The sequence below is a fragment of the Arthrobacter endolithicus genome, assembly GCF_026627425.1.
Taxonomy (GTDB): Bacteria; Actinomycetota; Actinomycetes; order Actinomycetales; family Micrococcaceae; genus Arthrobacter_M.
In genome coordinates this window covers 134,196-155,534 of the sequence record NZ_JAPNLH010000005.1, presented here as the reverse complement: position 1 = coordinate 155,534, position 21,339 = coordinate 134,196, and the positions used below count along the sequence as shown (strand labels likewise).

General features: G+C 62.9%; 18 protein-coding genes. 7 read left to right on the top strand and 11 right to left on the bottom strand.

Annotated features, from left to right (window positions below; translation table 11 throughout):
- Positions 1 to 2 precede the first annotated feature (2 nt).
- Entirely contained in the window at positions 3 to 920 is a 918-nt protein-coding gene (gene ku / locus OS914_RS06315; protein WP_267545203.1) for a non-homologous end joining protein Ku, read from the bottom strand.
- Between the two features lie 69 nt (positions 921 to 989).
- Here ku and OS914_RS06310 point away from each other — a divergent pair, with 69 nt between their 5' ends.
- The 6 genes from OS914_RS06310 to OS914_RS06285 all read left to right on the top strand — a co-directional run bounded on the left by OS914_RS06310 (position 990) and on the right by OS914_RS06285 (position 8,182).
- On the top strand, positions 990 to 3,491 hold the full coding sequence (locus tag OS914_RS06310) for an ATP-dependent DNA ligase (protein ID WP_267545202.1): 2,502 nt from the start codon (positions 990 to 992) through the stop codon (positions 3,489 to 3,491).
- Positions 3,492 to 3,625: 134 nt separating this feature from the next.
- The gene (locus tag OS914_RS06305) at positions 3,626 to 4,075 is read left to right on the top strand and encodes a MaoC family dehydratase N-terminal domain-containing protein (RefSeq protein WP_267545201.1); all 450 of its coding nucleotides are present in this window, start codon (positions 3,626 to 3,628) and stop codon (positions 4,073 to 4,075) included.
- Positions 4,075 to 4,494 carry a MaoC family dehydratase gene (locus OS914_RS06300; RefSeq protein WP_267545200.1) on the top strand — a complete coding sequence of 140 codons (420 nt, stop codon included), beginning with the start codon at positions 4,075 to 4,077 and terminating at the stop codon, positions 4,492 to 4,494. Before OS914_RS06305 ends, OS914_RS06300 begins: the two co-directional genes overlap by 1 nt.
- 29 nt (positions 4,495 to 4,523) lie before the next feature.
- Positions 4,524 to 5,594: a UDP-N-acetylmuramate dehydrogenase gene (locus OS914_RS06295; RefSeq protein ID WP_267545273.1), complete on the top strand. Its 1,071-nt coding sequence runs from the start codon at positions 4,524 to 4,526 to the stop codon at positions 5,592 to 5,594.
- A gap of 123 nt (positions 5,595 to 5,717) precedes the next feature.
- Entirely contained in the window at positions 5,718 to 6,821 is a 1,104-nt protein-coding gene (locus tag OS914_RS06290; RefSeq protein WP_267545199.1) for a fatty acid desaturase family protein, read from the top strand.
- A 128-nt stretch (positions 6,822 to 6,949) separates the two neighbouring features.
- The gene (locus OS914_RS06285; RefSeq protein WP_267545198.1) at positions 6,950 to 8,182 is read left to right on the top strand and encodes a winged helix DNA-binding domain-containing protein; all 1,233 of its coding nucleotides are present in this window, start codon (positions 6,950 to 6,952) and stop codon (positions 8,180 to 8,182) included.
- Here OS914_RS06285 and asd read toward each other — a convergent pair.
- The 9 genes from asd to OS914_RS06240 form a co-directional block, all read right to left on the bottom strand.
- Positions 8,179 to 9,300: an aspartate-semialdehyde dehydrogenase gene (gene asd, locus OS914_RS06280; protein ID WP_267545197.1), complete on the bottom strand. Its 1,122-nt coding sequence runs from the start codon at positions 9,298 to 9,300 to the stop codon at positions 8,179 to 8,181. The genes OS914_RS06285 and asd overlap by 4 nt on opposite strands.
- A gap of 115 nt (positions 9,301 to 9,415) precedes the next feature.
- The gene (locus tag OS914_RS06275; protein WP_324290624.1) at positions 9,416 to 9,949 is read right to left on the bottom strand and encodes a dihydrofolate reductase; all 534 of its coding nucleotides are present in this window, start codon (positions 9,947 to 9,949) and stop codon (positions 9,416 to 9,418) included.
- A 134-nt stretch (positions 9,950 to 10,083) separates the two neighbouring features.
- Positions 10,084 to 10,905 (bottom strand): thymidylate synthase, encoded by an 822-nt coding sequence (locus OS914_RS06270; protein ID WP_324290623.1) that lies wholly within the window; start codon positions 10,903 to 10,905, stop codon positions 10,084 to 10,086.
- A gap of 27 nt (positions 10,906 to 10,932) precedes the next feature.
- The gene (locus tag OS914_RS06265) at positions 10,933 to 11,955 is read right to left on the bottom strand and encodes an NUDIX hydrolase (protein ID WP_267545196.1); all 1,023 of its coding nucleotides are present in this window, start codon (positions 11,953 to 11,955) and stop codon (positions 10,933 to 10,935) included.
- A 4-nt stretch (positions 11,956 to 11,959) separates the two neighbouring features.
- Positions 11,960 to 14,203: an RNA degradosome polyphosphate kinase gene (locus tag OS914_RS06260; protein WP_267545195.1), complete on the bottom strand. Its 2,244-nt coding sequence runs from the start codon at positions 14,201 to 14,203 to the stop codon at positions 11,960 to 11,962.
- A 45-nt stretch (positions 14,204 to 14,248) separates the two neighbouring features.
- Positions 14,249 to 15,241 carry a mycothiol synthase gene (gene mshD, locus OS914_RS06255; protein ID WP_267545194.1) on the bottom strand — a complete coding sequence of 331 codons (993 nt, stop codon included), beginning with the start codon at positions 15,239 to 15,241 and terminating at the stop codon, positions 14,249 to 14,251.
- Between the two features lie 307 nt (positions 15,242 to 15,548).
- Positions 15,549 to 16,604 carry a TAXI family TRAP transporter solute-binding subunit gene (locus OS914_RS06250; protein ID WP_267545193.1) on the bottom strand — a complete coding sequence of 352 codons (1,056 nt, stop codon included), beginning with the start codon at positions 16,602 to 16,604 and terminating at the stop codon, positions 15,549 to 15,551.
- The gene (locus OS914_RS06245; RefSeq protein ID WP_267545192.1) at positions 16,597 to 18,033 is read right to left on the bottom strand and encodes a sensor histidine kinase; all 1,437 of its coding nucleotides are present in this window, start codon (positions 18,031 to 18,033) and stop codon (positions 16,597 to 16,599) included. Before OS914_RS06245 ends, OS914_RS06250 begins: the two co-directional genes overlap by 8 nt.
- The gene (locus tag OS914_RS06240; RefSeq protein ID WP_267545191.1) at positions 18,030 to 18,698 is read right to left on the bottom strand and encodes a response regulator transcription factor; all 669 of its coding nucleotides are present in this window, start codon (positions 18,696 to 18,698) and stop codon (positions 18,030 to 18,032) included. The genes OS914_RS06245 and OS914_RS06240 overlap by 4 nt, the downstream gene beginning before the upstream one ends.
- A 318-nt stretch (positions 18,699 to 19,016) precedes the next feature.
- Here OS914_RS06240 and OS914_RS06235 point away from each other — a divergent pair, with 318 nt between their 5' ends.
- Positions 19,017 to 20,417: an MFS transporter gene (locus OS914_RS06235; RefSeq protein ID WP_267545190.1), complete on the top strand. Its 1,401-nt coding sequence runs from the start codon at positions 19,017 to 19,019 to the stop codon at positions 20,415 to 20,417.
- Between the two features lie 61 nt (positions 20,418 to 20,478).
- Here OS914_RS06235 and OS914_RS06230 read toward each other — a convergent pair whose 3' ends face one another.
- A complete protein-coding gene (locus tag OS914_RS06230; protein ID WP_267545189.1) occupies positions 20,479 to 21,177 on the bottom strand; it encodes a winged helix-turn-helix transcriptional regulator in 699 nt (232 codons plus the stop codon).
- Positions 21,178 to 21,339: the final 162 nt, after the last annotated feature.

Here is a 21,339-nt window from a genome sequence, read left to right as displayed (position 1 = left end):
GACTAGGCACCCTTGCGCTTCGCTTGTTTGTCCGCAGAACTCTTGGCTGCAGGCTCTTTTCCTGCGGTTTTTTTTCCTGCGGCGGGCTTCTTTGCGGCAGCGGACTCGGTCGTCTTCCGGTCAACAGCTGGTTGGGACTTGCGGTTGCGTTCCACACTGCGTTTCAAAGCCTCCATGAGATCAAGGACCTGGCCCGGTTCGGTTTCTTCACTTTCCCCGAAGGTGGCGTCGGTGTCCAGCGCATCACCCTTGGCCAGCTTGGCCTCAATCAGGATGTGCAGCTGTTCCTGGTACTCGTCGGTATATTCCTCCGGGGTGAAATCTCCGGAGAAGGAGTCCACCAGAGCGGCAGACATTTCCTTCTCTCTGGCAGAAATCCTTACGTCGTCGCGCAGCGCCGGGAAATCGGCCGCCCGGACCTCGTCCTCCCATAACAGTGACTGCAGCATTAGGACGTCCTCACGCACTCGAAGGGCGCCCAGCCTGGTTTTCTGCCGCAGGGCGAACTTTACGATGGCGGTCCGGTCCGTGTCTTCGAGCGTCCGGCGCAGCAACACATACGCTTTGGGTGATTTGGAGTCGGGCTCCAGGTAGTAGCTGCGATCAAACATGATCGGATCAAGTGCGTCGCTGGGCACGAACTGAACCACCTCGATCTCCCGGCTGCGCTCCTGGGGCAGGGACGCGAGGTCCTCGTCCGTCAGCACAACGGTGCGGTCGCCGTCGTCGTACGCCTTATCGATGTGGGCGTAATCGACCACTTCTCCGCAGACCTCACAACGGCGCTGGTAGCGGATCCGGCCGCCGTCGGCATCGTGGACCTGATGCAGGCTCACATCGTGGTCCTGCGTCGCGCTGTAGACCTTCACCGGAACATTGACCAGGCCGAACGCAACGGCGCCTTTCCAGATAGACCTCATCTGACCAGTGAACACTACGCCTACTGAGCAATGCTAGCTTTCACCCATTTTTCAGGTAAAGCTGGGGGCATGACACCTCCCCAGGACCCGGCGCGGGACAAAAATCCGAATAAGCAGGTAGTGAACGTCAACGGTCGCAGGCTCACGCTGACGAATCTGGACAAGGTGTTATATCCGAAAACCGGGACCACCAAGGGCGACGTGATCGCTTATTACTCCGAGGTGGCACCGCTGCTGATTGCGTCGGCGAAGGACAGGCCGGCCACAAGGAAACGGTGGGTTCATGGAGTCGGCACGGAAGAACATCCGGGCCAGGTGTTCTTCCAGAAGAATCTCGAGGACTCTGCCCCGGATTGGATTCCCCGCGGCAGCATCGAGCACAAGGAACATACGAATGGCTATCCCTTGGTCAACGATGCCGCAACGCTGACCTGGCTGGGGCAGATTGCAGCGCTGGAAATCCACGTGCCGCAGTGGCGTTTCGGGCCCGACGGCGACGCGGAGAACCCGGACCGGCTGGTGCTGGATCTGGATCCGGGGGAGGGAACAGGGCTGGCCGAATGTGTGCAGGTGGCAAAGCTTGCCCGCGCGATTCTGAGCGATATTGGATTGGTCCCCGTGCCCGTGACCAGCGGCAGCAAGGGTATCCACCTCTACGCCGGGCTGGACGGCACGCGAACGTCGGATGAAATTTCCGCTTTTGCCCATGAGCTGGCACGAGCGCTGGAGGCCGACCATCCCGACCTGGTGGTCAGTGACATGAAGAAATCCCTGCGCCGGGGCAAGGTCCTAGTGGACTGGAGCCAGAACAACGCGGCAAAGACCACCATTGCGCCGTACTCGCTGCGGGGCATGTTGCAGCCAATGGTCGCCTACCCGCGTTCCTGGCGGGAGCTGGCGGCACCAGCGCTGGCTCAGTTGGACTACAGGGAAGTGCTGCGACGGATCAAGAAGCGCTCCGATCCGATGGCGCCGCTGGCGGAACAGCCGGGAACCGCTGCTGTTACGCAGGGGAAGGCGGCCGACGCGGCGGACCGGCTGGTCACATACCGCAGCATGCGTGATCCCGGCCAGACTCCCGAACCTGTGCCTGCCGAAAGGGCTGTCGCCACCGAAGGGCGCAGCTTTGTTATCCAGGAGCACCATGCCAGCCGATTGCACTGGGATTTCCGGCTGGAGCGTGATGGGGTCCTGGTCTCGTGGGCGCTGCCCAAGGGTGTGCCGGAATCGGCGGGGAAGAACCATCTGGCCGTCCAGACGGAGGATCATCCGCTCGAATACGGCTCCTTCGAGGGGACTATTCCCAAGGGCCAATATGGCGGCGGCGAGGTCACTCTTTGGGATGCGGGCAGTTATCAGGAAGAAAAATGGCGGGACGGTAAGGAGGTCATTGCCACACTCACCGGTCGGCCGGACGGCGGGTTGGGAGGCGTGCGTAAATATGCCCTGATTCATACCGGCGGCAACGGCAGGGCAGAGAATAACTGGTTGATCCATTTGATGAAGGACCAACCTACGGTTGCTCAGGAGCCCGCGGCTGCCAAGGCGCCTGGGGCTGCCAGGGAGGCCGCGGCCGCTGAGCGTCCGGCGAAGCGGGCGTCCGTCCCGTCGATCGCGCCGATGCTGGCAACGGCAGGCTCCGTGCAGGAACTGGACGCGGATGAGGACTGGCTGCTGGAGATGAAGTGGGACGGGGTGCGGGCCATAGCGGCGGTGCACGCTGGAAAAGTCACGCTGACCAGCCGCAATGATAAGGACATGAGTGCTGTCTATCCGGAGCTGGCTGAGCTCGCAGACCTCGTGGCTGCCGGCGATGCCGTGCTGGACGGGGAGATTGTTGCCCTTAATGCCTCCGGCCGGCCGGACTTCGGGCTGCTGCAGGGCCGGATGAAGCTCACGCGACCTGCGGACATCGCACGGGCACAACGTGAGATCCCCGTCCATCTGATGGTCTTCGATTTGCTGTTTGTAGACGGTGAGCGGCTGACGGGGCAGGATCTCTCTCAGCGCCGCCGCCGGCTGGAGAGTGTGCTGCCCGTGGACCGCGAAGGCCGCATCCAGCTCTCGCCGCTGCTGGACCTCTCGCCCGCCCAGGCCCTGGCGAGCAGCTCGGAGCTGGGGCTTGAAGGGATCCTGGCCAAAAAATCCGGCAGCCGGTATGAGCCGGGCACCCGCAGCCCCGGCTGGATTAAAATCAAACACCAACATACCCAGGAGGTGGTGGTCGGCGGGTGGCGGCCGGGTAAAGGACGGCGCGAAGGCGCCGTGGGTTCGCTGCTGGTGGGGATCCCCCACGGCCGGTCCCTGAAGTACGCCGGCCGGGTGGGCAGCGGCTTCAGTGACAACGAGCTGGCGGAGCTGACGGTGGAATTGTCCAGCCTGCACCGCAAAACAAACCCCTTCAAGGACGTGCCGGCGGCCGACGCCGCGGACGCGACCTGGGTGACCCCGCGGTTGGTCGGTGAGGTGGAATACACGGAATGGACGGGCACCGGGAGACTGCGCCATCCGGTGTGGCGTGGCTGGCGACTGGACAAGGACCCGAAGGGCGTCGAACGCTCTCCCGGCTGACAATCCCGCACCCGTTACAGACGGGCGCGGCTGCTGGGGCAGGTGCGTTCGTCTTTTGGTGCCGCGGCCACGATGACCACATGCTGAAGCGGCTGCTCCGAGAACTAACAAAGAATGCCCGCTAGTGTTGGAGCATGAGTATTAATCCGGAGCTCCAGGGCCGCAGCTACCCGGCGGGTCCGGTGTACGAGGTGGGCCGTGAAAAAATCCGCGAGTTCGCGCTCGCGGTCAAGGCAACGCATCCCGCACACTTTGACGTTGCAGCGGCCCGTGCACTCGGCCATGCCGATCTGCTGGCACCCCCTACCTTCGCCATTATTGTGGCGCAGCGTGCCGACGCGCGGTTGATCGAGGATCCCGCCTCTGGCATCGACTTTTCCCGCGTGGTGCATGCCGAACAGCGCTTCACCCATCACCGGCCGATCGTGGCCGGGGACAAACTGGTGGCTGCCCTGCACGTTGACACTGTCCGCGCGATGGGCGGCGGAGCCATGATCAGCACCCGCGCGGAAATCACCAGCAGCGATGGAGATCCGGTGGCGACGACGAGATCGGCCATTCTGGTCCGGGGAGAGGGGCAGTAATGAATTTTTCGTCACTTTCTCTTGGGCAGGAAATCGGCTCCCGCACCATCAGTGTCAGCAGAGCGGACCTGGTCCGCTACGCCGGAGCCTCCGGCGATTTCAACCCCATTCACTTCAACGACCGGGTTGCCCGGGACGTGGAACTGCCCGGCGTGATCGCGCACGGTATGTTCACCATGGGCGCCGCCATCCAGCTGGTGACGGATTGGGCAGGGGATCCGGGCGCCGTGCTGGACTACCAGACCCGGTTCACCCGGCCCGTTCCGGTACCGGACTCGGACGGCGGAGCCCAAATCGCCGTCGTCGGCGTTATCGGCGCCCTCGATGCGGAGCATTCGACCGCTCGGGTGGACCTGACGGTGAGCAGCGGCGGCCAAAAAGTCCTCGTCAAGGCGCAGGCAGTCGTCAAGGTGGCGTGAGCGGCGGATAGGCTGAACGCGTGACATCTTTGACTGAGCAGAAACTTCTGAGCTCGCTGACGACACTTCGTACCGGCGGTCCGGCCGGGTCGCTGACCGAGGCCTTTTCGGAGCAGGAAATTATTGACGCTGTCCGCACAGCCGACGACGGCGGCGAGCCGCTGCTGATCGTCGGCGGCGGATCGAATCTGGTGATCACCGATGACGGTTTCCCCGGCACAGTCCTGCGCATTGCGGGCAGCGGGTACACGGTGGAGTCCGAGGACAGCTGCGGCGGTGTGTCCGTCGTCGTGCAGGCCGGCCACAATTTTGACGAGCTGGTCCACGCCGCCATACTGCACGGGTGGAGCGGGCTCGAGGCCCTTTCCGGGATCCCGGGGCTCACCGGTGCCACACCGGTGCAGAATGTCGGAGCCTACGGCGCGGACGTGTCCCAGACCATCGCATCTGTCCGGGTCTGGGACCGGCTGCAGAACGCGGTCCAAACGTTCGCGCACACGGACCTGAAGTTCGGCTACCGGGATTCCATTCTTAAACAGAGTACGACGGCGGGATCCCCGCGTTACGTCGTCCTGGCCGTTGAGTTTCAGCTGGCCTTGGGCCGGATGAGTGCTCCCATCCGGTATACCGAACTGGCCCGGGTGCTCGGTGTCGAGGTCGGCAAACGGGCCTATGCGCTGGACGTCCGGCGCGAGGTGCTGGCCCTGCGGGCCGGCAAAGGCATGGTCCTGGATGCCGACGACCCCGATACCTGGTCAACGGGATCATTTTTCACCAATCCCCAGGTCTCGGCGGACGTGGCCCGCCGGCTGCCGGCCGACGCACCGAAATATCCCGTGCCGGAGGCCGGTCTCGTGAAGCTCAGCGCCGCCTGGCTGATAGACCGGGCCGGGTTTGCCAAGGGTTTCGGTCTGGAACCGGGCAGCGTTTCGGACGGACGCGCCGGCCTGTCCACCAAACACACTCTGGCCATCACCAACCGCGGGACTGCCCGGACGCAGGACGTGCTGGCGGTGGCAAGGGCTGTCCGGTCGGGAGTGGCGGCGAAGTTCGGCATTACGCTGGAGCCCGAGCCGCTGTTGATCGGCTGCTCGCTCTAGAACCTGGCTGCACCCCCTACTGTGGTAGGGGTTCAAGACGGTTCCGGCGGGTGATGTGCACCCCGGTACCGGCTCTGTAGTGTGAGGAAAGATTAGGAAATCCATCTTTGAAGGGTCATTCACATGTCATCTGCCACCATTGAGAGTCCGGCACGGTCCCCGCGGGCCGCCCGGCCGGCACGGGACCGCCATGTCACTGACTTCATTGCGTTGGCCGAGGAGGTCCGTGCCGCAGGTCTGATGAAGCGTGACATCTCCTGGTATACATGGCGGATGATCCGCCTTGGTCTGGCCTTCGCCGCCACGGGCGTGATGTTTGTGCTGCTGGGGCAGAGCTGGTGGCAACTGCTGACCGCTGTTATCTTCTCCTTCCTGTTGGGACAGGCGGGCTTCCTGGCCCACGACGCCGCGCACCGCCAGATCTTCGCCTCAGCCAAGAAAAACGAATGGACCGGACGGATCGTCGGGAATCTTTTTGTCGGACTCAGCTACGGCTGGTGGATGAACAAGCACGGCAAGCATCACGCGAATCCGAACAAGATCGGCAAAGACGATGACATCGCCACCGGGGCCGTGATCTTCAATCCGGAAGATGCGGGCCAGCGCAAGGGCTTCGGCAAATGGTTTGCTGCCCATCAGGGCTCGTTCTTTTTCCCGCTGCTGACGCTGGTGGCCTTGGACCTGCATATCTCGGCCATCCGCCGGGTGTTCAACAAAAACGAAATAGTGCCGGCCCGCAAGGCCGAAATCGCACTTTTGGCCGTTCGGCTGCTCGGGGTGCCGGTTGCCGCGTTCTTCGTAATGGGACCCTGGATCGCCCTGGCCTTCATGGTGGTGCATCTGGCCACCTTCGGAGTCTATTTCGGCGGCGCCTTTGCGCCAAACCACAAGGGAATGCCGCTGGTTCCCAAGGACGTCAAGATTGACTTCATGCGCCGCCAGACGCTGATGAGCCGCAACATTTCCGGCGGCTGGTGGGTCGACAAGGGCATGGGTGGCCTGAATTACCAGATTGAGCATCACCTCTTCCCCACCATGTCCTCCAAGAATCTGAAGCTGGTGCAGCCGATGGTCCGGCAGTACTGCGCCGAGCGCAACATCAAATACACGGAAACCACATTGGGGCAGTCCTACATGATCGTGATGAAGTACCTGAACCGGGTGGGCCTGGGCCAGCGTGATCCGTTCGAGTGCCCGATCACCGCGAATATGCGCTCCGCCCGCTAGCACAGCACCGCTACCAGGCGTCCCGCTTTTTACATCTGAGGTGCCCGCTATGCGGCCGTTCCCCCCAACGGCCCCGTCGCCGGGCACCTCAGATTCGTGTTTACGCGGCCCGGGCTATGATGCAACAGATGACGCAAGGTCCAACGCGGCGGGTGCCGCCGGCCGTGCTCGCCAGGCTCAGGCTCTCCGGCCAACGCCTGGTGGGCAGTTCCTTTGGTACGCCGCTCGATGCGGTGCGCTGGATGACGGCCATGCAGGGACAGGATCTCCCCGGAGCTCTTTGGTCCGTAGGGCTGCGGGTCCCCGGATCAACTTTGAGGGATGTCCGGGCCGCGCTGGACTCCGGCGACATTGTCCGTTCGTGGCCGATGCGGGGGACCCTGCATTTGAGTGCGGCGGAGGACCTTGGCTGGATTCTGGCCCTGACCTCAGAGCGGATGATTGCCGGGATGGCCGGGCGGCACCGTCAATTGGAAATTACGACGGCGGATATCGAGACCGCGCGCAACGCCGCGTTTGAACTGCTCCCGGCCAGCGAAGCCTCCCCGGGCTGCGTGTCCGCGGCCACCGATATTCCTGCCACGTCCGCTTCCCGAGACGAAATCTTCGCAGCGTTTCGGCGCGCAGGCCAACCGACAGAAAACCAGCGCGGCATTCACCTGCTGTTGCTGCTGAGCCTGACCGGCACGTTGGTGCAGGGTCCAAGGGATGGCAACACGCAGAAGTTCGTGCTGCTGGAGAATTGGATACGTCATCCGCGTGTGCTGGAGCGGGACGAAGGGCTGGCCGAACTGGTATTGCGGTATTTCAACAGCCATGGTCCCGCCACTGTGAAGGACTTTTGCTGGTGGACTAAGCTCACGGTCAAGGATGCCACGGAAGGCCTGAACACGGTCAAGCATCAGCTCCTGCCCATGGACGTGGATGGATCTCAGTACTGGATGTCACGGGAAACGGCGGATCTGATCACCGGACGGGATCTGCGGCCCGGACGGGAGCTTCCGGGAACGCGCTCGGTGCTGCTCTTACCGGGCTTTGACGAGTTCCTGCTGGGGTACAAGGACCGTAGCGCGGCTCTGGGTGCGGAGCATGCTCCGCTCATCGTGCCGGGCAATAACGGGATGTTCAAACCAACCGTTGTCACCGGCGGCACGGTGGCGGGAACGTGGCGCAGGATCAGGCACCCGAGCGGGAGCTCAAGCCGGCCCGCTGTCGTCGAGACCGCCCTGTTCCATGACCTCTCGCCTGCCCAGCAGCGGGCCTACGCCAAAGCCACCGCCGGCTACGCCCGCTTTCTCGCCCCGGCGGGCAGCAGTGGCGCGGAGGATGATCCGGGCAACGTAGCGCTTGCCGCGGGCTAAAGGTTTCCGGTGGCGATGTTCAGCATGCGGCGCAACGGCTCGGCGGCCCCCCAGAGGAGCTGATCGCCAACGGTGAACGCACTGATGTATTCCGGACCCATCTCCAACTTCCGGATGCGCCCCACCGGGATGTCCAGCGTTCCGGAAGCAGCCACCGGGGTGAGTCCGTGCATGGACGCTTCCTTGGTGTTGGGAATGACCTTGACCCACTGATTGTCGGCGTCGATCAGGGACTCAATTTCGGATACCGAAAGGTCCTCGCGCAGCTTCAGAGTCAGAGCCTGGGAATGCGAGCGCATGGCGCCAATCCTGACGCAAAGTCCGTCCATCAGGACCCGGTTCGCAGCGGTGGTACCCAGGATCTTGTTGGTTTCCGCGCCGTTCTTCCATTCCTCTTTGGACTGCCCATTGCCCATATCCGCATCAATCCAGGGGATCAGCGATCCGGCCAGCGGGACGCCGAATTGGGAAGAATCCAGCTGCGGGTTCTGCTGCTCGGCCAGCACCGCACGGTCAATGTCCAAGATCGCGGACGAGGAGTTCTGCAGCTCTGACGCCACAGCCCCCTGCAGGGCACCGAACTGGTTCAGCAGCTCACGCATATGCCGGGCGCCCCCACCGGAAGCGGCCTGGTACGTCATCGAGGTGCCCCACTGAACCAAGCCGTTACGGAAAAGGCCGCCAAGGCCCATCAACATGCACGAAACGGTGCAGTTCCCGCCAATGAAGTCGCGGACGCCACCGGCCAGCCCCGTATCGATGGCCTCCCGGTTGACCGGATCAAGGACAACAATCGAATCGTCCTGCATCCGCAGCGTCGAGGCGGCGTCGATCCACAGTCCATCCCAGCCGGCCGCGCGCAGCCGCGAGTGGACGTCAGAGGTGTAGTCGCCGCCCTGGGCCGTGACGATGATCGGCAATTTGGCCAGGGTCTGCGTATCGTAGGCGTCCTCCAGCGGCCCTGCGCCGTCCGCGAACGCTGGAGCAGGGCCGCCGGCGTTGGAGGTGGAGAAAAATACGGGGTCAAGAGCGGCAAAATCTCCCTCGTCCTGCATGCGCTGCATCAGAACGGAGCCAACCATGCCGCGCCATCCGATGAAACCTACACTTTGCGTCATGACCTCAGTTTAGACGAGCAACAGTGGCTCCGACGTCTTCGTTACGTCACGCCGCAGCCACTACTTGGCACTTTTCCAACTGAGGTGGTGGGTGTCAAGGCCTACCGCGGAGCCCTCAGACGTCTTCGGACGTGAACTCGGAGCTGCCCGTTGCCCACAATGTGTAACGGTACCGTGTCCCGTTTTTCCCGGTATGCCAGCCTTCCACCGGGGACCCGCCGCGGAAGGTCCAGTCCGGTCCAAGCTGGGGTGCGCCGGTGTCACCCTCGGTATCGGAATCGATCACGGTAATCGCCGCGACGTTGGCATGCTCGAGCGCCTGCGCGTACACCTTGCCGCCACCGATGATCCAGACCTCGTTGCCGCCGGGGCTGAACTGCGCCTCCACGAGGGCGTCTTCCAGGGAATGGACGACGACGGCGCCCGAGGCTTCCGGCGTGCCGGCCCAGTCCTGCTGCCCGGTGATCACGATATTCGTCCGCTCCGGCAGCGGACGGAACCTTGGCGGAAAGGATTCCCAGGTGCGCCGGCCCATAACAACGGGGTGACCGGTGGTGACGCGTTTGAAGTGGGCCATGTCTTCGGGCAGGTGCCACGGCATGCCGCCGCCCTTGCCGATGACGCCCTGGCGGGTCTGGGCCCAGATCATCCCAACAATCGGCTCGGTGAAACGGTAGAGCTCGAGCGCCTCAGTCTCGGTGGCGGTGGGGTCGGTGACACTGACCCCGGTACCTTGACTGTCGTCAGCGGGGATAGGTCCACCGGTGCGGAAACGGCCGGGATTCATACCGCGATCGGAGCCTTGATAGCGGCATGGTGCTGGTAATTTATTAGCTCAAAATCTTCAAGTTCATAATCGAAAATCGAGTCCGGACGGCGCCTGATCCGCAGCTGCGGAGCAGGATACGGCTCGCGGCCCAGCTGCTCGGTGACCTGGTCGACGTGGTCATTGTAGATATGCACATCGCCCCCGGTCCAGATGAACTCGCCAGGCTCCAGGCCCGTCTGTTGCGCCACCATCAGGGTCAGCAGGGCGTAGGAGGCAATGTTGAACGGAACCCCTAAAAAGGTATCCGCGCTGCGCTGGTACAACTGACAACTGAGTCTGCCGGGGGCTCCGTCGAGCCCGGGCTGGACATAGAACTGGAAAAACGCATGGCATGGCGGAAGCGCCATATTCTGCAACTCGGCCACGTTCCAGGCGCTGACGATGTGCCGGCGGGAATCGGGATCGCTCTTCAGCCCCTCGATCAGCTCAGCGATCTGGTCGATGTGGCCGCCGTCCGGGGTTGGCCAGGAGCGCCACTGGACGCCATAGACCGGTCCCAACTCGCCGTCGTCGTCCGCCCATTCGTTCCAGATTTTAGCTCCGCGGTCCTGCAGCCACTTGACGTTGGAATCGCCGCGCAGGAACCACAGCAGCTCCAAGACGACGGACCTGAAGTGCACGCGCTTGGTGGTGATCAGCGGGAAGCCTTCGCGCAGATCGAAGCGCAGCTGGCGGCCGAAGACACTGCGCGTGCCGGTGCCGGTGCGGTCCGCTTTGGCGGCGCCGTGGACCATTACATCACGGAGCAGGTCTTCATAGGGGGTAGGAATTACCACGTGCGTTAGTCTACCGGGTGTTGGCGCCTAGTCCTCGAACGGCTTGTACCGCTCCACGGAAACAACCCGCGGCTGCTCCCTGCCGCTGACCTGGCAGATAATGACCTCGCCCGGTGCTAAAAATGGGTCCGACGTCGGCAGGGCAGCGGCCAGCCCGGCGGGCATGTGGCCGGCCAGCTTTGCCAAAACGGTCGGCAAGGCTGGCCGGTGGGTGCAGAGGGCCACCGGACGAGCCTTGTCGAAGAGGCGTTCGACGACGGCGGCCGTCTTGTCCGGCTGGCGCGAATGTTTGGCCTCGGTCAGGGACGCATAGACCTTGACCTTGGTGTTGGTCGCCTGGACGTAGGGGGACATAGTGGCCACGCACCGCAGCCATGGGCTCGTCGCCACCCGGTCCGGCCGCCAAGCCATGAGTAGCCGGCTCAAGGCCAGCGCCTGGCGAACTCCCGTCGCCGCCAACGGACGGTCACCTTCCGCCAGGGTCCACGCGGAGCGGGGTTTGGCCTTGGCATGGCGCACCACCAGCAACGGCCAGGTTTCCAGCTCGGCTTGGTCGTGTGCGCTGACCAAGGCTTCCAGAGGCAGGATGTCCGTGGGGTTGGTCAGCAGTTCCTTGGCACGCTGTGGCGAGCACCACAGGAAGCTGTCCACTTCGTTGCCATCCGGGGCCGGATTCGCGTCGGGAACATGGCTGGCCCAGTACTGTACTTCCTTCAGACCGGAATTAACCTGGTAGACGGCGCGCGGCAGCGGTATGCCAAGCCGGATGTGCAGGCCCACCTCCTCACAGACTTCGCGGACAGCACATTCGGGCATCGTCTCGCCGTCGTCGAGCTTTCCCTTCGGCCACGACCAGTCGTCGTAGCGGGGCCGGTGGATCAGCAGCACCTCGAGGAGCTGCTTTTGTATCCGCCAGCAGAGGGCTCCGGCGGCCCGGACGGCAAACTCCCGGTCGCCGCCGGATGGAACGCCGCCGGATGGAACGCCGCCGTCGCCCGCTGTGGTGCCGCCCGCTGTGGTGCCGCCCGCGTTCGAAGTGCGGTTTTTCATCACGTTAGCGTCGGTTGGCGGATCGCGGGCGGGATCTGCTGGCCAGCAGCCACGCCTGCACATCGGAGAGCGGTTGGCCGGAGTCGTCCAGATGGAAACGGGTCCAGAGTCCCTCATCATCCAGGTGCCAACTGGATGTTCCGGGATCCACATAGCGGTCCAGCAGCGTGAGGACATAATTTATGTCTTCGGGGTTGCGCAGCTGGACAAGCGCCTCCACCCGGCGGTCCAGATTGCGGTGCATCATGTCCGCTGAGCCGATGTAGACCACCGGGTCCCCGGCGTTGGCGAAGGTAAACACACGGGAATGCTCCAGGAACCGGCCCAGGATGGAGCGAACAGTGATGTTCTCACTCAGGCCCGGAACCCCCGGACGCAACGAACAGATGCCGCGGACGATGACGTCCACCTGAACCCCGGCCTGTGACGCCCGGTACAGCGAATCGATGATGGCCTCGTCCACTATTGAGTTCACTTTGATCTGCACCTTCGCGGGCAGCCCCGCCTTTTTGTTAGTGATCTCGCGTTCGATCCGGTCGATCAGACCGGACCGCACGGATCGTGGTGCCACCAGCAGACGCTTAAACGTGGATTTCGGAGCATAGCCGGAGAGCTGGTTGAAAAGCTTCGTCAGATCTTCACCCACCTGGTTGTCGGCCGTCAGCAGACCCAGGTCTTCGTAGTAGCGTGCGGTGCGCGGGTGGTAGTTGCCGGTGCCAATATGGCAGTACCGCCGCAGTCCGTCGAGCTCCTGACGTACCACTAGGGACAGCTTGCAGTGGGTTTTCAGGCCCACGATCCCATACACCACATGGACGCCGGCCTGTTCGAGCTTGCGCGCCCAGGAAATGTTGGCCTGCTCGTCAAAGCGCGCCTTGATTTCCACCAGCGCCAGGACCTGTTTTCCGGCCTCCGCCGCGTCCACCAAAGCATCGACGATGGGGGAGTCGCCGGAAGTACGGTAAAGGGTCTGCTTGATGGCCTGGACCTTGGGGTCCGCGGCCGCCTGCTCCAAAAAGGCCTGTACCGAGGTGGAGAAGGAATCGTAGGGATGATGCAGCAGAATGTCACGCCGGCGCATAGCCGCAAAGACATTCGCCGCCTTGGCCGTTTCGGATTCATTAAGATAGCGGGAGGTGTGTGCCACGTTTTTGGGGTAACGCAGATCGGGGCGGTCAATACCTCCGATCACGGAGAGGCCACGCAGGTCCAGCGGTGCCGGAAGTGCATAGACCTCCGATTCCTCAACGTCGAGCTCGCGTACCAGCAATGCCTTGACGTTGGGATTGATGTCCGTGGCCACTTCCAGACGGACCGGCGGCCCAAAGCGGCGGCGCAGCAGTTCCTTCTCCAGCGCCTGCAACAGGTTTTCCGCGTCGTCCTCTTCAACCTCAAGGTCCTCGTTGCGGGTGACCCGGAAGGTGTGGTGTTCGAGCACTTCCATGCCCGGGAAGAGCTGGTCAAGATGTTCGGAAATGACCTCTTCGAGGGGGATGAACCGCGCCTGCCGCCCTGGCACCGTCCCGGCCCGAGGTCCGTCCACGGAAATGAGCCGCGGGAGCTGGTCCGGCACCTTGAGCCGGGCAAAAAGCTCCTTCGCGCTGACCGGGTTGCGGACTACCAACGCCAGATTCAACGAGAGGCCGGAAATGTAGGGGAACGGATGCGCCGGATCAACAGCTAGCGGTGTCAGGATCGGGAAGACTTTTTCCGCGAACATGATGCTCAAGCGGACCTTGGCGTCCTCATCCAGCTCGGCCCAGTGCACCAACTGGATGCTTTCGGCAGCTAGCGCTGGCCGGATCTGATCGGCGAAAACACGCGCATGGCGGATATGGAGCTCATGGGCGGCGCCGCTGATCTGTTCCAGGACCTCGATCGGGCTCAGGCCGGCTGGCGAGGGCACGGCGAGGCCGGCCGCGATCCGCCGCTTAAGCCCGGCGACGCGGACCATGAAAAACTCGTCCAGATTGGAAGCGAAGATGGACAGAAAGTTGACGCGCTCCAGCAGTTGCAGCTCCGGATCCTCCGCAAGTTCCAGGACACGGGCATTGAAGGCGAGCCAGCTTATCTCACGGTCCAGGAAACGTTCCGGGGTGATGTCCCCGTCAGGGATCAGGCTCGGGGCGAATTCGGGGATGTCAATTCGGTCCTCGGTTGCCCGTGCGGCCTGCACCTCGGAAGAGCCAAAGCGCTCGGGGAGCAAAATCGCGGCCGTATTCGGTGCTCCAGCCGTGTCCGGTTTCATTATTTCTCCCCTAAGGCTTGATTCCTTCTCCTGAACCACTATAAGTTAAGCGCCGTTTTCGACGGCGTCGCGTTGGGGACCGTACATGACATCGGCGTCCCACCGCGTGAAACCCAGGCTGCGGTAGAGCCCCACGGCAGCCTGATTATCCGCATCCACGTAAAGCATGATCGCGTTTAGCCCGCGGCTTTGCAGATGCGAGATGCCGGCCAGCGTCAGCGCCCGGCCCAGGCCGGAGCCTTGGGCCTCTGGCGTGACGCCGACGACGTAGACCTCACCGATCGCCGGATGCTGGCCGGATTGCGGATGTACCTTGGTCCAATGGAAGCCGAGGATTTCTCCCGCCGCATTGGTGGCCAGCAGGAAACCCGCCGGGTCAAACCATGGTTCGGCCATCCGCGCCCGCAGATCGGCAAGCGTCATGCCCCCCTGCTCGGGGTGGTGGACAAACGCTGCCGCATTCGCCTTCAGCCAGTGAATCTCGTCCCGACCGGGGATGAAAGACCGCAGTGAAATGCCCGCGGGCAGGGCTGGTTGCGGGATCGGCTGGGGCTCGTCCAGTGCGCGGGTCAGGCGCATCCGCCAGAGCTCGCGAACCGCTGTCCACCCGTAGCGGGCTGCCAGATCCGCGGCTGCCTCGTGATCCCCGTGCGACCAGGCCTTGAGCCCGGACAGCCCTCGACCGGCTTTTAGCGTATCCGCCAAGAGGGCGCCGACGCCTTGATTGCGGTAACTGGGATGGACCACAATCTCCAGCACTCCGGTGTCGCCATCCAGCACAACCACGGCCATACCCGCCAAATCGTCGCCAGTGGCAGGATCGGCCTCTCGCTCCGGCGCATAGGTCAGCAGCACCAGCAGGGAATCGACGTCCGCGTCCGGCGATGCAAGGTCCACTAGGGTCTGCTCGGAAAGGGGAGGGTTGCCGTCAGAATCGAGGGCCGCGGCCACCAAAGTCCTAATGTCGCGCAGTTCTTCCTGTTCCGGGTGGCCCCTGATGGTGCGGACCGGCCAGCTTTCCGTCGTTGTCTCGCTCATGGACAAAGCCTAATGCCCGCAATACCGCCCGGCTGCCGGGTTTCGTCGAAGTCAGCGTTTGTGATTTGCGGCAGAACTGATTTAGAGTAACAACGTCAGCTTAGCGCGCGTCGGTTTATCCAACGCGCCGGCTCGAGGGGGATGCACCACCGGGGTGCCCGCGATACGTTCAACCCGTATGTCCTCCACTGTTGTAGATTGCCTCGGCGGTAATCCCCACGCGATTTCTTCGCGCCCGGCTGCCTGCCCACTGAGCTTGACGGTTCAAATGTTGGGCTGCAGGCCTAGGTCATGAGCACATTTCCTATCATCCATGCAGAGCCCTATATGCGGTCCGTGCGGCGGCGTGCAGTGGCAGCCCCGCCGTATTGATCAGTGATTCCGGACTCAGGAACTGGACTCCCAGGCTGGATCGCGGGATGAGTTCCTGGGCGTGGTCCACAAGTAGGTCGACTGTCCTCGTGACGGTGCCGTTATCGAGGCCGTTTTGGCACAGGAGGAGGTTCGCCACGCCCACCGTCCACACCGCCGGAGCACCTTCGTAGCTGCCCTCAGGGATCAGCACCCGATCGTAGAACGCACCGTGACGGGTCCGCATCACCGGAATCAATGACGAGAGATCAACAAATCCGAGTCCGATTTCCTCATTGGTGGCCGCGATGGCAGCCGTTGGCACGCCGCCGGACCAGAACAACGCGTCCACGGACCCGCTGCGCAATGCCGCGAGTCCGTCGTTAAGTCCGAGGTTCATCACACTGATCGTCTTCTCGGTGTCCACCTTCTGAGTGTCCGAGGTATCGGTGCTCGTGGTGTCGGTGAATGTGCCGACCGAGGAGGCACTGAGGCCCGAAGCTTCGATGAGGCGAGCGGTGGTCAGTGATGTACCGGAACCGAGCTCGCCGATGGCGGCCTTCCTGCCGGCAAGCTCGGTGATGTCCCTGATGCCGCTGGTTCTCCGGACGACGCAGTGGACGTAATTTTCGTACACCCTGCCCAGGGCAGCAATGTCAATAGTAGAGGTCTTGGTCGCTGCGAGCCGTTGAGCGGCTGCGTCTGCCAACGCGACTGCGAAGGTGGCTCTGCCCGCTAAGAGATACTCCAGATTATCCAGGCTCCCTCCGGTTTTTAGCGACGAGGCTTTCTTGGCTACCCCATGACGTTGCAGCGCCTGGGCAAGCAGTGTGGAAAACTCAAGATAGAAGCCTCCCTCCTCGCCGCCTGCCACGGTGACAGCGGCAGGGCGGTCAGCGGACGTGCAGCCAGCGAGGACCGGCAGAAGGACACCGCCCAGCCCCGCGGCCCAAGCGGCTTTGAGCGCGGTCCTCCGCGGGAAAGGGGTCCGGGGTGCGGTCAGATCAGTCATGCGTGGGCTCCTGCGGAGCAGGGAATACTGGACGGGGAAATTCGATCCGAGCGCGCAGACCGTGGGGCGAGACGTCGGTCAGCCCCAGGCGCGCGCCGTTGGCCAAGGCAAGTTTGTCCACGATGGTCATGCCTAGGCCGTTGCCTCGAATCTGGCGATGCTGCGGGGACCGCCAGAATCTGGTGGTGGCCGCCGCCTTCTCGGACGCTGAAAGTCCGGGACCGTTGTCCTCGATGGTCAGTGCCACTAGACCCGCGGTGCTATCAATGGCAACCGAGATGTGGCCACGGGGAGCGTACTTGATGGCGTTGGTAAGAAGCTCGCCCACCATCTGGGCAAGTTCGGCTTCGGTGCAGGCCAGCTGCAGCGGCGGATCGGGCTTCACTCCCAGCACAATTGACGCTCCCGCCCGCAGCGCGGCCGGTCCGGACCGTTCGACCTCCTCTTGCAGCACCGGGAAAGGGTCGGTCAGGGCATCAGACGCCCGAAAGTCGGAGGCAAGTGCGTCTCGGGCAGAATCTTCAAAGGCCCGGTGCTCGGCTGCCGCCAGCTTTAGGACGCCGTCCAGGATAGCTTCCACACGTTCAAGCTCGGTCAGCACTTCCGCTGCCGCGGCTCGGTCCGGCGTGGTTTGCAGGTTCAACTGAAGTAAATCGACTCTCAACCGCAGCGCGCCCACCGGATTGCGCAACTGGTGGGACGTGTCTGCGATCAGCTGGCGTTGGGAATCTATGCTCTTGCTGACGGTCCGCGCCATGGTGCTGAAGGATCGGCTCAATTCCCGCAGCTCCGGCGGCCCGTCTTCGGGCAGCTGAGCGGTCCTGCCCCTGGTCTGGAGTTCTGTGACGGCAGAATTAAGACGTTGAACAGGTCGCAATACCCACCGTGTGACGCGTCCTGCGCTCAGCAGGAGTAAAGCGCCGAGCGCGAGTGCTGCAAGACCGACGACAAACCACCGCTCCCGCAGTTTTAGCCGGGCAGCGTCACGATTGACTTCGAGAACGACCTCGCCAAGGACCTGGCTGGCGCTTCCGAAGGAACGGGAGACAACCTCAGTGCCGGTTCCGAAGGGCTGAAGCGGCACGAGCGTGGTGTCGCTGAGATTTAGTTTCGCTCTGGTAAGTGCATCCCGGACGTCTGCTCGGTCCTCGGCCAGGCCGCCGGAACGCAAGGTGGCTTGCTGGAGGCGGATCAGAACGCCTTCTCCATAGAGAGCGGAGTACCGATCCATCTCGCTCTGAAGCTGGTTGGAATCGCCGCCCAGCGCGGTGTCGTAGGCTACCTGGGCGAATCTATTGAGGGCTGCCACCCGGTTGATCTGAAGCTCCTGCGTGAGCTCCCGGCTGACGGACGTCAAGACCGCACTGGAGATAGTGGCGACCATGAGTACGCAGAGCAGGCTTAGGACGCCCAGGACGCGAAGCTTCATGCAGGATCTGTCTCAATCCGGTAACCGATGCCCCGTACATTGATGATAAATCCGGGCAGCTGGAGTTTTGCCCTCAGCCCCGTCAGGTGGACATCAAGGGATCGTGAGGAAGCTACGAAGGCGTCACCCCATAACGCGTCGAGGATTCGTTCCCGTGTTACTACTGAACCGGCCTGCCGGGCAAGGAGTGCGAGCAGATCGAACTCGGTGGCGGTCAAGGGCAAAGCCCGGGGACCGACGGCCGCTACCCGCCGGTCCAAGTCCACTTCGAGATCTCCGATCACGATGCGTCGTGGACGATCGTCGTGTGGACGGCCCGCCCGTCTTGTGACTGCTTCGATGCGGGCAAGTAATTCGATCAGTTTTACCGGCTTGACCAGGTAGTCATCTGCACCTGACCGCAGCCCAAGGACCACACTGCGCTCATCGTTGCGGGCGGTGAGTATCAGAATCGGGCAGTGTGTGACCTGGCGCAGTTTGCGCAGCACATCGAGGCCATCGAGATCCGGCAGCCCCAGATCGAGCAGAATGACCTCGAACCTGCGGTGGGCCAGCAGCGCGTCAGCCCCTCGGGACACCCTGGTTGCCCGATGTCCGGCCGAGCCAACAGCTGCCGAAAGTGCGGACGCCATGGCGTCGTCGTCCTCGACGATGAGCACTTCCATCCTCAGGTCCCTTTCGTTGGCGGAACGCTTGCATTCCGGCGCCCGCATTGGAGGTTACCCCGTCCCGTGCGTTTTCGACGCATGCGTTAGGTCCGGACTGAACCGATTGCCTTCCATTACCTCGGGCTGAAACCTAAGGAAGTGTTAGGAGTTGCGTGTGGCGTTGGTTGTGCCCTGGATCACGAATACGTTAGGTGAGGTCCTCGACTCTTGAAGGATCGTCAACATCTGGGGCTTTGTGGCAATAATGCCATCGACAGCCCTAAATGTAGGCCCGGAAAGGTAACCGGTGGCACGCTCACCGAGGAAGGCTCATTGATGAGCAGTCAGCACACCAAACCCCTCAGCGAGGCAGCCCAGACCCGCAAGGCGGTAGGCAACATCCTCAAGGGCTCAGCAGGCAACCTCGTGGAGTGGTATGACCTCTACACCTATACCGTGTTCGCAGCATACTTCCAATCCCACTTCTTTAACTCTAAGGATGATCTCCAGGCCGGTCTCGAAGCGATGGCCGTTTTCTCGACGTCATTTCTGATGCGGCCGCTCGGAGCCTGGTTCTTCGGTCGTTATGCGGACCGCAAGGGCCGCAAGGCGGCCCTCACACTGAGCGTGACGCTGATGTCCGCCGGCTCCTTTGCCACCGCTATCCTGCCGACGCAGGAGGTCATCGGCATTTGGGCGTTGATTCTGCTGGTCGCCATCCGGGTGCTGCAGGGCTTCTCTGTCGGCGGCGAATACGGCACCAGTGCCACCTACATGTCCGAGGCCGCCACCTCCAAGCGCCGCGGTTTCTTCTCCAGTTTCCAATACGTCACGCTGATCGGTGGGCAGATGTTGGCCCTGCTGGTACTGGTCATCCTGCAGAACTCTCTGCCGAAGGCCGATTTAACCGAGTGGGGCTGGCGCATCCCGTTTGCGATTGGTGGCGTAGCGGCGCTGGTGGTCCTGTGGATGCGGCGTTCGATGGAAGAAACCGTATCTGTGGAGCAGGTTGAGGCAGCCAAGGCCCCCGTCGTGGCCGGAGCAGGGCGGCCGGGCAGCATGAAGCTGCTGCTCACGCAGCACTGGAGGCCATTGCTGATCTGCATCGGCGTCACGCTCGGCGGCACCGTCGCGTTCTATACCTACACGAACTTCATCCTGAAATTCATGAACGATACGTCCGGCATCGCGAAGACCGACACCTCTGTCATCAACTTCTGGGCGCTTTTCATTTTTATGCTGCTCCAGCCGGTCTACGGCATGATCTCTGACAAGGTGGGACGCAAGCCGTTGCTGGTGTGGTTCGGTATCACCGGTGTCCTCTTCACCTGGCCGCTGCTCTCCACCCTGGCCGGGACGAAGGATCCCTTTATCGCCTTCCTGCTCATGATGGGCGGCCTGCTGATCGTAGGCGGCTACACCTCGATTAACGCCCTGGTTAAGGCCGAATTGTTCCCCGCCTCCATCCGCGCTCTCGGCGTCGGGCTGGGGTACGCGATCGCCAACTCGCTCTTCGGCGGCACGGTTCCGCTGGTAGGTGCAGCGCTGCAGAAGGTCGGCCACGTGGACCTGTTCTTCACCTATGTGACCGTGGCGATCGGCCTCTCGCTGCTGGTCTACATCTTCGCGCTGCGGAACAAAAAGGTCACACACCTTGACCGCGAACAAGGCGACGCTTGGTCCCGGGAAGGCAAGACCGACGACGGCGACAAGGATGAGGACTTGGTGAATGTCTGACGTTTGCCATGGCTACGGCGGTTAGCATGGACGACGACGGCGGCTGGATGAGGCGCTCACGTCATGCCTGGGTGAGTGCATCCGCCGTCGTTCGTGGCGCTGTGAGCCGGTAGCCGACATTGCGCACTGTGCCGATCAGGTTCTCATGGTCGGAGCCGAGTTTCGCCCGCAGCCGACGGACGTGGACGTCGACAGTCCGCGTCCCGCCGTAGTAGTCATATCCCCACACCTCGTTGAGCAGCTGCGAGCGGGTGAAAACGCGGCCCGGGTGTTGAGCCAGGTACTTGAGCAGCTCAAACTCCTTGTAGGTGAGGTTCAGTACTTCTCCATTGACCCGCGCGGTGTAACTGCTTTCATCGATGACCACGCCGGCGGCACGTATTTCGACGGGGACGCTTTCATCGGCCGGTGCAGTCCCTGCCATAGCCAGCCGAAGTCTGGCCTCGACTTCGGCGGGGCCGGCGGAATCGAGCACGATATCGTCCGCGGCCCAGGTCGCGGAAATCGCGGCCATGCCGCCCTCGGTGAGAATCAGGATCAGCGGCGCCCCGAGACCGGTGGCCCGCAGCAGCGCCGTCAGGGACCGTGAGCCGGCCAGGTCCTTGCGCGCATCGAGCATGATGACGTCGCAGGGTTCGGCATCCAGCAGGGCTGTGGGAAGGGCAGGCAGGATATGCACTCGGTGGCTGAGCAATTCAAGGGCAGGCAGAACATCCACCGACGAGCCGGTGCTGTTGGTCAATAACAGAATCTGCGACATGCTTCCTCCACTGAGCATTGCGCGCGTCATCGGGCGTTTTTTGTTCCGGACAAGCCAATCGTGCGGCACAAGGTGGTTTTATTGTACGGGCAGCGCATGCCAGGGCGGTCAGCTGTGCAGAATGCGTCCCCACATCGCACGGAGGGCTCCGGTATAGGGCAG

Bases quoted from the DNA above. Each gene is read 5' to 3' on its own strand.
- ku (WP_267545203.1), bottom strand. From the start codon at position 920: ATGAGGTCTATCTGGAAAGGCGCCGTTGCGTTCGGCCTGGTCAATGTT.
- OS914_RS06310 (WP_267545202.1), top strand. From the start codon at position 990: ATGACACCTCCCCAGGACCCGGCGCGGGACAAAAATCCGAATAAGCAG.
- OS914_RS06305 (WP_267545201.1), top strand. From the start codon at position 3,626: ATGAGTATTAATCCGGAGCTCCAGGGCCGCAGCTACCCGGCGGGTCCG.
- OS914_RS06300 (WP_267545200.1), top strand. From the start codon at position 4,075: ATGAATTTTTCGTCACTTTCTCTTGGGCAGGAAATCGGCTCCCGCACC.
- OS914_RS06290 (WP_267545199.1), top strand. From the start codon at position 5,718: ATGTCATCTGCCACCATTGAGAGTCCGGCACGGTCCCCGCGGGCCGCC.
- OS914_RS06285 (WP_267545198.1), top strand. From the start codon at position 6,950: ATGACGCAAGGTCCAACGCGGCGGGTGCCGCCGGCCGTGCTCGCCAGG.
- asd (WP_267545197.1), bottom strand. From the start codon at position 9,300: ATGACGCAAAGTGTAGGTTTCATCGGATGGCGCGGCATGGTTGGCTCC.
- OS914_RS06275 (WP_324290624.1), bottom strand. From the start codon at position 9,949: ATGATCTGGGCCCAGACCCGCCAGGGCGTCATCGGCAAGGGCGGCGGC.
- OS914_RS06265 (WP_267545196.1), bottom strand. From the start codon at position 11,955: ATGAAAAACCGCACTTCGAACGCGGGCGGCACCACAGCGGGCGGCACC.
- OS914_RS06260 (WP_267545195.1), bottom strand. From the start codon at position 14,203: ATGAAACCGGACACGGCTGGAGCACCGAATACGGCCGCGATTTTGCTC.
- mshD (WP_267545194.1), bottom strand. From the start codon at position 15,241: ATGAGCGAGACAACGACGGAAAGCTGGCCGGTCCGCACCATCAGGGGC.
- OS914_RS06250 (WP_267545193.1), bottom strand. From the start codon at position 16,604: ATGACTGATCTGACCGCACCCCGGACCCCTTTCCCGCGGAGGACCGCG.
- OS914_RS06245 (WP_267545192.1), bottom strand. From the start codon at position 18,033: ATGAAGCTTCGCGTCCTGGGCGTCCTAAGCCTGCTCTGCGTACTCATG.
- OS914_RS06240 (WP_267545191.1), bottom strand. From the start codon at position 18,698: ATGGAAGTGCTCATCGTCGAGGACGACGACGCCATGGCGTCCGCACTT.
- OS914_RS06235 (WP_267545190.1), top strand. From the start codon at position 19,017: ATGAGCAGTCAGCACACCAAACCCCTCAGCGAGGCAGCCCAGACCCGC.
- OS914_RS06230 (WP_267545189.1), bottom strand. From the start codon at position 21,177: ATGTCGCAGATTCTGTTATTGACCAACAGCACCGGCTCGTCGGTGGAT.